This is a genomic window from Trichocoleus sp. DQ-A3 (assembly GCF_039961975.1).
Lineage (GTDB): Bacteria > Cyanobacteriota > Cyanobacteriia > Cyanobacteriales > FACHB-T130 > FACHB-T130.
Genome location: NZ_JAMPKC010000056.1, coordinates 1 through 8,140 on the forward strand (window position 1 = coordinate 1; position 8,140 = coordinate 8,140).

General features: G+C 44.3%; 9 protein-coding genes and 1 pseudogene. 7 read left to right on the forward strand and 3 right to left on the reverse strand.

Annotated features, from left to right (window positions below):
• Nucleotides 1-188, forward strand: a pseudogene (locus tag NDI44_RS28610) (transposase); the annotation flags it as partial.
• 247 nt (nucleotides 189-435) lie between these two features.
• Here the strand turns inward: NDI44_RS28610 and NDI44_RS28615 are convergent.
• Nucleotides 436-642 (reverse strand): hypothetical protein, encoded by a 207-nt coding sequence (locus NDI44_RS28615; protein ID WP_348235341.1) that lies wholly within the window; start codon nucleotides 640-642, stop codon nucleotides 436-438.
• A gap of 23 nt (nucleotides 643-665) precedes the next feature.
• Nucleotides 666-950, reverse strand: a complete 285-nt coding sequence (locus NDI44_RS28620) for a hypothetical protein (protein WP_190416210.1) — start codon at nucleotides 948-950, stop codon at nucleotides 666-668.
• A 398-nt stretch (nucleotides 951-1,348) separates the two neighbouring features.
• Between NDI44_RS28620 and NDI44_RS28625 the strand changes: the two genes are divergently transcribed.
• Complete coding sequence (locus NDI44_RS28625) at nucleotides 1,349-1,525, forward strand: hypothetical protein (RefSeq protein WP_190416211.1); 177 nt, start codon at nucleotides 1,349-1,351, stop codon at nucleotides 1,523-1,525.
• Between the two features lie 570 nt (nucleotides 1,526-2,095).
• Here NDI44_RS28625 and NDI44_RS28630 read toward each other — a convergent pair.
• The gene (locus tag NDI44_RS28630) at nucleotides 2,096-5,536 is read right to left on the reverse strand and encodes a CHAT domain-containing protein (protein ID WP_190416212.1); all 3,441 of its coding nucleotides are present in this window, start codon (nucleotides 5,534-5,536) and stop codon (nucleotides 2,096-2,098) included.
• 172 nt (nucleotides 5,537-5,708) lie between these two features.
• Here NDI44_RS28630 and NDI44_RS28635 point away from each other — a divergent pair, with 172 nt between their 5' ends.
• The 5 genes from NDI44_RS28635 (at nucleotide 5,709) to NDI44_RS28655 (ending at nucleotide 7,956) form a co-directional block, all read left to right on the forward strand.
• The gene (locus tag NDI44_RS28635) at nucleotides 5,709-5,918 is read left to right on the forward strand and encodes a hypothetical protein (protein WP_190416213.1); all 210 of its coding nucleotides are present in this window, start codon (nucleotides 5,709-5,711) and stop codon (nucleotides 5,916-5,918) included.
• A 238-nt stretch (nucleotides 5,919-6,156) separates the two neighbouring features.
• Nucleotides 6,157-6,285: a hypothetical protein gene (locus tag NDI44_RS28640; protein ID WP_277877715.1), complete on the forward strand. Its 129-nt coding sequence runs from the start codon at nucleotides 6,157-6,159 to the stop codon at nucleotides 6,283-6,285.
• An 89-nt stretch (nucleotides 6,286-6,374) separates the two neighbouring features.
• Nucleotides 6,375-7,013, forward strand: a complete 639-nt coding sequence (locus tag NDI44_RS28645) for a ParA family protein (RefSeq protein WP_190416214.1) — start codon at nucleotides 6,375-6,377, stop codon at nucleotides 7,011-7,013.
• The gene (locus NDI44_RS28650) at nucleotides 7,010-7,318 is read left to right on the forward strand and encodes a ribbon-helix-helix domain-containing protein (protein WP_190416215.1); all 309 of its coding nucleotides are present in this window, start codon (nucleotides 7,010-7,012) and stop codon (nucleotides 7,316-7,318) included. Before NDI44_RS28645 ends, NDI44_RS28650 begins: the two co-directional genes overlap by 4 nt.
• 89 nt (nucleotides 7,319-7,407) lie before the next feature.
• Nucleotides 7,408-7,956, forward strand: coding sequence for a hypothetical protein (locus NDI44_RS28655; RefSeq protein ID WP_190416216.1), 549 nt, complete (start codon nucleotides 7,408-7,410; stop codon nucleotides 7,954-7,956).
• The last annotated feature ends 184 nt before the right edge of the window (nucleotides 7,957-8,140 follow it).

An 8,140-nucleotide genomic window follows, 5' to 3' on the forward strand; every position in this document is an offset into this window, starting at 1 on the left:
AAGCTTGCCAATGTCGTAAAGCTAGAATTCAAAGAAATCACATCGCTTGTGCGATTCTAGCTTGGACTCACTTGAAAAGACTAGCTGCACTTAATGCTCAAACCATTTACCAAATGAAATACCAGTGGCTTTCTGATTCCTTAATTGAGGAACTGAAACATCCTTCTATTCCCATGCAACTTGTGTAACTTGTACGCTATATCTAGCGCCTTTGCGTAAGTCCTGAGCTATTTTAGCTGACTAACTACTTGCAAACATTTTGACGACTAACTGGGCAAGGTGGCTATGCAAGCGCAGGCTTTGCAGAAACTATACCAACAGAGATCGCGATGAGTGTGAAGATTGTTGAAAACTCTATCAATCCTAGATGAATGCCAATAAGCCCTAACAGCACCCTAGCAATTCTTGCCAATTTTAGCGAAACCGTGTGTAAATTCATAAAGGCATATTTAGAAAACTGCGGATAAGATTCGCTCTTTCTTTTGCCTTGTTGAAGCCCAAACTGGACAATCGTATTTTTTGGCGATTGGAAGCTATGTTTAAATAAATAGTATAGACCTGTGCAGAATTATTGGAACTATAATTTTTCTCTACTATCACATTAGCAATATCTGTAATTGGATATTCAATAGTTTTTGTCATTAGTAATTTTTCAGTTTTAATCATTAATTTTTCATTTTCTTTATCAAGCCAAACCGTCCTCTTAGGAAAAAAGAAAACGAATGTAATGCCGAAACTAAGAAAAAAATCATAAAGCCTATCCCTGGTAATGATTTTTCAATAATATTAGCTAGATTATCCAGCCTTACCCCCTTCATGGATTCAATGAATAGAAAGAGTGCCCCACAACCGATAAACAAAAAAAGACTACCAACCAATCTCGCCAACCAAACATATATCGTCGAATCTTGAAGAGTTAGGCGAGTTGAAGTATGCTCTAAAATCTTCATAGGTTTCTCCATTTAGATAATCTTTGTAGATATAGTACTTATTGCCTCTAGGTTTAACATTTATGCAAAAAACGATTTTTTGTTACATTCGGCATAATACCTTTGTCTGACTAACCTTAAACTGGGCACTCAAAGTGAATCAACTTAGGCAAATGGGTTCACAAGCTGAATAAACCCTGGTGTCATGTCAAAGCTATAAATAGTGCGAGCGGGGTGAGGAGGTGGGGGTAAGTTCGCATGAGGAGTTCATGAAATTGATGGCTGATTTAAGATAAGAGGTGTTGAGTTCAGTAATTCGCAACCACAATTATTAGTAGCCACAAGAAAAATACGACAAATTACGTAACCTTTAAGGTCGATTTGACCAAGTGATTGCATCGTTAAGAGGGAAAAAGCCAATGGGACGGAAAGCTAAACTCAAGCAAATCAGGCAATTGACACAACCATCGCCTCAATCAGAAACTAACTCTGACCCGAATGAATTTGTGGAACGATTAGAGAAACAAGGCTACCAACTAGGGCGGGTTGAGCGTTGTCCCGAAGTACCCAATCACCGAGTAGAGCCACAGATGTAGCCTGATATCAATTTAGGGTTGGTGAAATTGAGTCTTACCTAAGCATTCATTGCAGGTGATAGTTTCAATCCCTGGACCTAATAGCGATTTTGGTTGAAGGTCAGGCTAACAAGAGAAACTCAATGAGTTCTCTCATGAACAACTACTTACAACAACTTCCAGATGCAGAGGTGCAATAGTTGAGCGACGAAAACGTCAAAATTCCCCAGAAGGTTATTTTCTTTTTCTGAATGGCGATCGCATTCTTGGCTGCGGTTCAAGAGTCCGACTTACTCAAACTAGAATTCTTGATTGAAGTTGAACGAGGAGCTTCTTCCAGTCCAGAATTCATACATTTCTCGCAGTGCAATTGCACTGGTGTCCGCTCCGGTTCTACATCATCATCACTGTGACGTGTCTACTACCCCCAGCCTGATGAAGACGATTAATTTAGCGAGTCACTATCTTAAGTTACTCATCTAAAAAGGCACCGTATAACAGGAGGAGTCAGGAGAAATCAGATATTGAGACATTTCACCATATCGTCTGCTCCATCCTCCAAAAAATCACTCTCCTGAATTGAATGCGCCATTATTGCCAATCTCCTTGAATCGTAAACGCTGCCCAATAATAAGGTGCTTGCCATTGCTCAGATTTCCACATTTCCAGTTGTGCCGCTCTCAGCGCAGCTACCGGATTTTGCCCCGACTGAAGCATCTTCTGGTAAAAATTCGCCATCACCTTAGAAGTCGCTGCATCATTCACACTCCATAAACTCACCACCACTCGTCTTGAACCCGCATACATAAAACCTCTTGTTAATCCCACCAATCCTTCACCTTTGACTTCTTGACCCAATCCAGTTTCGCAAGCACTCAAGACCACCAGTTCCGCAGGCAAGTTGAGGTTGAAAATATCGTGCAGGCGCAAGAATCCATCTAAGGATTTGCCCTTTTGGTCATACAGAGACAGCACAATTCCTGATAATTCAGGATTGATGGGGTCGAGTAAGCCGTGAGTGGCAAGATGGATAATCTGATACTGGGCTAAATTTGGGTCAGTGGCAGTGGCACGGGAGGCGTTAAAGTCTAAAGCTTGTAGACGTTGCTGTTCTGGGACGAGGGCAAGAATTTTCTCGGCTTCAGTGCGAGTATATTGCAGACGGTCAAAGACCCTTCCACTGTCTCCTAAGCCCAAGTTACGAGCAGCGCGAGTGAGGGTACGACTAGATAGTGTATCAGGGGTTTGTTGGGGTGGAGTCCCAGCAATACGAGAGTCGTTGAGATTGAAGATGGGGTCGGCAACAACGGCAATGGATTTGGCAGCAATGGGGCGGTTTTCTAGTTGTCGGCGTTGAATGGCAACCGTAGAAGCCGAGGGGAGCGTAATGATTTCGTTTTGGACTAAAAGCGGGGTGGTAGGAGAAGCTGGTATGGGCAGTGCGGCAAAGGGAACATATTGCAATGCTCCATCTCCAATCACCAATAAACGTTGATTCCCCAATTGATTTGCAACTGGGGCGAGAAGCATTTGACTCAATGGGAGTCCGGTTTCGAGATGGTTCGTGCTATTGGGGTTCAGAGATTTTCGGAAGGCTTGGACCGCGGTTTCTATTTCACTGCGTTTGGGGAGTACATAACTGGTGATGCTGTTTTTAGTGACGGCCCACAGGTAACTGCGTTCTTCACCGAGAGAATATTCTAAAAGTAGGGTATCGTCGTCGAGTACCTGTTGTTGAATCTGTTGTAGATTCAGGGGTTCGGGATATTTGAGGTTGGCGTAGCGAGGACTATTAGTGCGAATTTGGGCTTTAAGTTGGTCGAGTTGAGCCAGAACCAAGTCCGTTTTTTGTCGAATTTCGTCGAGTTGCTTTTGAGTGTATTGAGTCGTCAACAGTTCATACTTGCGATGCTCAAAGTCATTGAGTTGTTGTTGAAGAGTGCGTTCTTGTTCGATAAGTTTTGGGTCAACCCCAGAGCGGATGTTGGCGTTCGCTTCGGTGAGAAGTTCGAGGAGACTGCGGGCACGGGCGCGTTCGCTGGCATGGAGAGCGAGGGCATCATATCCTTGACTTGGGTTTTGTTGATGCAGTTGCATCAACAGGTCGATGTAGAACTGGTAATAGTCTTGGTTACGGGCAAAGTAAGACTGCCGCAGTTCTTGGCTAGCGATTTGGGTGCGGAGTGATTCAATAATATTAATCGCCGTTTCGATTTCGGTTTTAGCAGCGGTAAGGTTATTCTGCTGGCGGTTTAAGGTGGCTTGGTTGTAAAGAATGTTCGCTTCTTCTGTTTTGTAACCAAGTTGCCGGGATAAAGATAAGGCTTGGTTGTAGTGTTCTATTGCAGTAGAGTTTTGGCCTAAAGCGGCGTGGATTTTCCCCAGTTGGTTGAGGATTTTGGTTTGCTTTATTTGGTCGTTGAGGAAGCGGGAGATGATAATAGATTGATTGTAGGCATTAAAGGCGGTTGTCCATTCTTTTGAAGCGATGTAAATGCCGCCAACGCCCATCAATGCTGATGCTTCTGCGGTTTTGTTACCAATCGGCCTAGAAATAGCGAGGGCTTGATTGTAAAATTTTAAGGCATCTAGCCCTTTTCCTGTAGCTGCGTGAATATCACCAATATTGTTAAGGGTGGTGGCTACTGCCCCTTGGTCATTTAGTTGATACAACAAGGGCAAGGCTTGGTTGTAAGAGTCTAGGGCTGCTTTCGGGTCGGCTAAATCGGTGTAGAGTTGACCGAGACTGTTGAGGATACTGGCTTCTTCCGTTTTAGCACCCGCTTGTCGCGATAAAGGCAATGCTTGATTGTAGGAGTCTAAGGCGGCTTGGAATTGACCTAAATTGGCGTAAACTTTACCGATTGATAAGAGAGTGAGTGCAGCTTGGGTATAATTTTGCTCTGCACGATACAGTGCCAAGGCTTCTTCTAACTTTAGAAGTGCAAGTTGTTTAGATTTGACACTACCTTGGCTAGAAAGTTGAGTTCCCTTGATAAAGGCTACTTTAGAGGCAGAAACTTTGATGACGATGGAGATATTCCATAACCGAGCGGTTCCATCGCTACTGGTAGTTAAAATTTGCTGACCATCAGAGCTAAATACTGCACTGGTAACCCCTTCCTCATGCCCCCGCCAGATAGCCAGGAGATTACCTTGGTTATCCCATAACCGGGCAGTTTTTTCGTTATTTTTACTAAAGTGATTGTCGTTACTAACAGTCAAGATTTGCTGACCATCAGAGCTAAATACGGCACTGCTGACATTATTCTCATGCCCCTGCAACACAGCTTGGAGATTACCCTTGCTATCCCATAACCGGGCGGTATTATCCGCACTGGCAGTCAGGATTTGCTGACCATCAGAGCTAAATACTGCACTGGTAACCCCTTCCTCATGCCCCTGCAACACAGCTTGGAGATTCCCTTGGCTATCCCATAACCGGACGGTTTTGTCGTGACTGGCAGTCAGGATTTGCCGACCATCAGGGCTAAATACTGCACTGGTAACCCCTTCTTCATGCCCTCGCAACACAGTTTGGAGATTCCCTTGGCTATCCCACAATCGGACAGTTTTATCGTGACTGGCAGTCAAAATTTGCCGACCATCGGGGCTAAATACTGCACTATTGAGCCAATTCTCGTGCCCTCGCAACACAGCCAAGAGATTACCTTGGATATCCCATAATCGGGCGGTTTTATCGCCACTGACAGTCAGGATTTGCCTACCATCGGGACTAAATACTGCACTATGGACATAACTCTCATGCCCCACAAATACCGCGAGTTGTCCACCAAATGCTTGCACGGGTTGTCGTGTTCCTAATGATTTGGAGTTTTCTATCGTCGGTGACTGAGATGGGATGGGAGTCCTGGGTTGGGCGTTGATGGGGATGCTGTAAGCAGTAGCAAATACCACTCCCATCAGGATGGTTAGAGAGCGATGCGCTTTTCGTGACTTATCAGACAGCATGATTGTTTTTAAGCGAGTTGAGAGTTGGGAGAAAGAGGTTGCCTGAATTCGTCTTTGCATGAATTCCTAAAAACAAAAAGCCACACTATTTACCCCATCAAACGCAACGGCATTCTTTCCGTTACGTTTATGCAAAACGTCTATTTTTTAGGCAGGGGTGGGTAGTCAGGTGTTACTTCGAGAGCGAATGTAATTAGGGAGAATAGAGGAGTAAGCATTCGCTCTCGAAGCCATGCCCAACCTAACCGTCCTAGACGCGCTCGCGCAACAGCTAGATGCCCTCACGACCGCCAAACTAAAAGTTCAGGCGATGATTGCATCTCTACTGGAAGCCAAAGTCCCCCAACAGGAGAATGACTCGCCGCAAAGCAAAGGAGGAATCGCAGCGCTTTCCAGGGGAATTGGTGGACATATCGAGGTGAAGATGATTCCCGATAAATAGCGGGGCAAAGCTTATGGACTTTATCGCTATTTGAGGTACTGGCAGGACGAAAAACTGCTCACTCGGTATCTAGGTAAGGCAGAAGAGTCCGCCCTCCCAAAGACTAACCAGCAATATATACAGCCCTCGCTCTCTATCTAGATAGCAAGAGTGTTTGATGGATGGTTGAGCTGATTGATTTTATTCCTACCGTTCCCATGCTGAGGAACTGTTATTGAAATGTGAGTAGAGATCGCCTTTGAAAATAAGTCCCAAGTTCCAATTGGAACTTGCTGCCCCAATCATTGCACACTACCAACTGGCGATCGCCTTAAAGTACCAGTTGGTACTTATTCTCCCCTCTCCCAGCCTGGTTCTTACTCCCTAACCGCATCAAAGAAATTCGGCACTACCAAGCTGTCGGCTATTCTTGGAGTAAAATACAGTAAATTAATTCAGTTATAAAATGCAGTAATAATGACTACCATCTGCTTTAGCAATTTAAAGGGTGGAGTCGGAAAATCAACGACTCTTACCCATTTCGCCTATTGGTTATCTGCTATCAAAAAGCGTAAGGTAGCAGTCATTGACGCGGACGGACAGAGCAGTACATCCACCTGGCTGCATTCAATGGATACAGAAGTACCTATTTATCGCATGACCGATCCAGATGAGTTGGCTGAAGAAATTCCGAAGCTGGAAAAGACTGTGGATTATTTGGTAGTGGACAATGCTGGAAATTTAGGAGAAGCAACGCGGTGTACGCTTCTTACTGCAAAACTTGCAGTAATTCCGATAACTCCATCCGGACTGGATTTAGTTTCAGCGGCATCGGCTGTCAGGATGGTACGCCAAATCCAGAATGCGCGAGGTGGATTTCCTCTCTCCGGCATCTTCATTAATCGAGGAGTGAGGAATACCAAGCTGTTGAAAGAAGCTCAAGAGCTATTAAAGCAGTTGGAGGGGGTTACGGCATTCAAGCAAGTTATCTATCAGCGGCAAGCGATTGCTGATGCCTTCTTGCAGAACACAACAGTATGGGGACTAAAAGGATCTTCAGATGCAGCGTCAGATTACCAGCGGCTATTTACAGAGATTCTGAGGTTGGCGAAGTGAGCAAGAATAAACCCCGACATTCTCTAACTGATTTGGTTTCTCAATTTGCATTGGGTAACTTAGAACCACAGGCGGAACCTGCTAGCAAACAAAAGACAAAACGGAAGAAGACGGCTCCGACCCAGGAAGAAGAAGACCTGCTGGAGAAGCTGAAGAAGCAAGTCCCCTCCAAAACCCGAATCACGCTTGACCTTGACCCAGAAACCTATGAGCAGTTATCACAGTTGGCTGAATACACCGGGCAGACTAAAGCTAAACTGCTACGCGCACTAATTCGGGAAGTCGCGAAATTACTGCAAAATTAACAGTAAAAATAATCATTTAAAATTTTACTTAAGTAAGACGGCTCTACGACGATAATAAGCTGAGCGACTAATCCCCAACTGTTTGCAAGATGATCAAGAAACTTTTAGCATTACTCGTAATTGTAATAGGGACACCTGTTGTGCTATTTTTTCTGCTCTTGCTCACAACTGGTGGAATTCCGGTTCCCACCGAGCCTGATTGGCTATACGATTGGGAATTTCGTTCAGAGGTCAAAGCCGATCGCTTAATTGGCGGCGGATACACCTATATTTTTGACGGTCGAGATATATGGATTAGATTTCATGTAAAAGAAGAATTGCCTCCACCTAAATATCAGGGTTTTTACAAGGGTATAAGAGATGGTACAGCTTGCAACCGTCAAGAATTAGAAAAAATTAGACAGTGGTTTTCTCAAGTTATCACCCAACAAAACAAACTGTTTGGGCTTATTCCTTTATCCAATCGTTCTGCTGAGGATATACAAAATTTAAACGAGGTAGAAAATTTAGAATGTTATTTTACCCAACAACCGAAGCATAAGTTTGGTCAAATTCCACCTACAAGTACAGATGGTTATTGGGTGCTATTTAACAAAAGAACACAGTTTATTTATGTTAGATATTGGAGCTACACTTAGCTGCTAGGGCAGAATCTGGAAACATCGAGAGCGTCTCCTCTCTACAGTAGACCTCCTGCATGAATAGGAGGGCGTGTGACAGTGGGCAATTGTTGCTAGGAAAAGCACGCTAGATTTTGATGAGAACGAATTCTAGAATCAGCGATGCAATACCGAGAGTTGGAGCATCTATCAAATCCTGAGT